1 protein-coding gene is annotated in these 527 nt (G+C 60.0%); it reads left to right on the top strand.

Annotation, left to right across the window (positions count from 1 at the left end; genetic code table 11):
- On the top strand, positions 1–527 hold a 527-nt coding region (locus BK660_RS32045; RefSeq protein WP_123436472.1), incomplete at both ends, for an SIS domain-containing protein.

Genomic DNA, 527 nt, shown 5'->3' with positions numbered 1-527 from the left:
AACCGTTTCTGCCGTTCGTTCGGTGTCAGCGGCTATCCCGAACTCAAGCTGCAACTGGCGCAGAGCCTGGCCAGTGGCGCGGCGTATGTCAGCCGCGCGGTCGAGGCTGATGACAATCCCGAGGCCTACACGCAGAAGATTTTCGGCAGCGCCATCGCATCCTTGGACAGTGCCTGTCAGGCGCTTGATCCGAACCTGATCAGCCGCGCTGTCGACCTGTTGATTCAGGCGCGGCAGATCCACTTCTTCGGCCTCGGGGCTTCGGCGCCAGTGGCTTTGGATGCACAGCACAAGTTCTTTCGCTTCAACCTCGCCGTCACTGCGCATGCCGATGTGCTGATGCAGCGAATGATTGCCTCAGTGGCGCACACCGGTGAGTTGTTCGTGATAATTTCCTACACCGGGCGCACCCGTGAGCTGGTGGAAGTGGCGCGTATCGCTCGGGAGAACGGTGCTTCAGTGTTGGGTTTGACGGCGGAAAATTCGCCGCTGGCCAAGGCGAGTACCTTGAGCCTGAATATTCCGCT

The sequence above is a fragment of the Pseudomonas brassicacearum genome, from assembly GCF_003732265.1.
GTDB lineage: Bacteria > Pseudomonadota > Gammaproteobacteria > Pseudomonadales > Pseudomonadaceae > Aquipseudomonas > Aquipseudomonas brassicacearum_D.
Note: the sequence above shows the minus strand (reverse complement) of the source record. Positions and strands in the feature narration are given on the sequence as shown.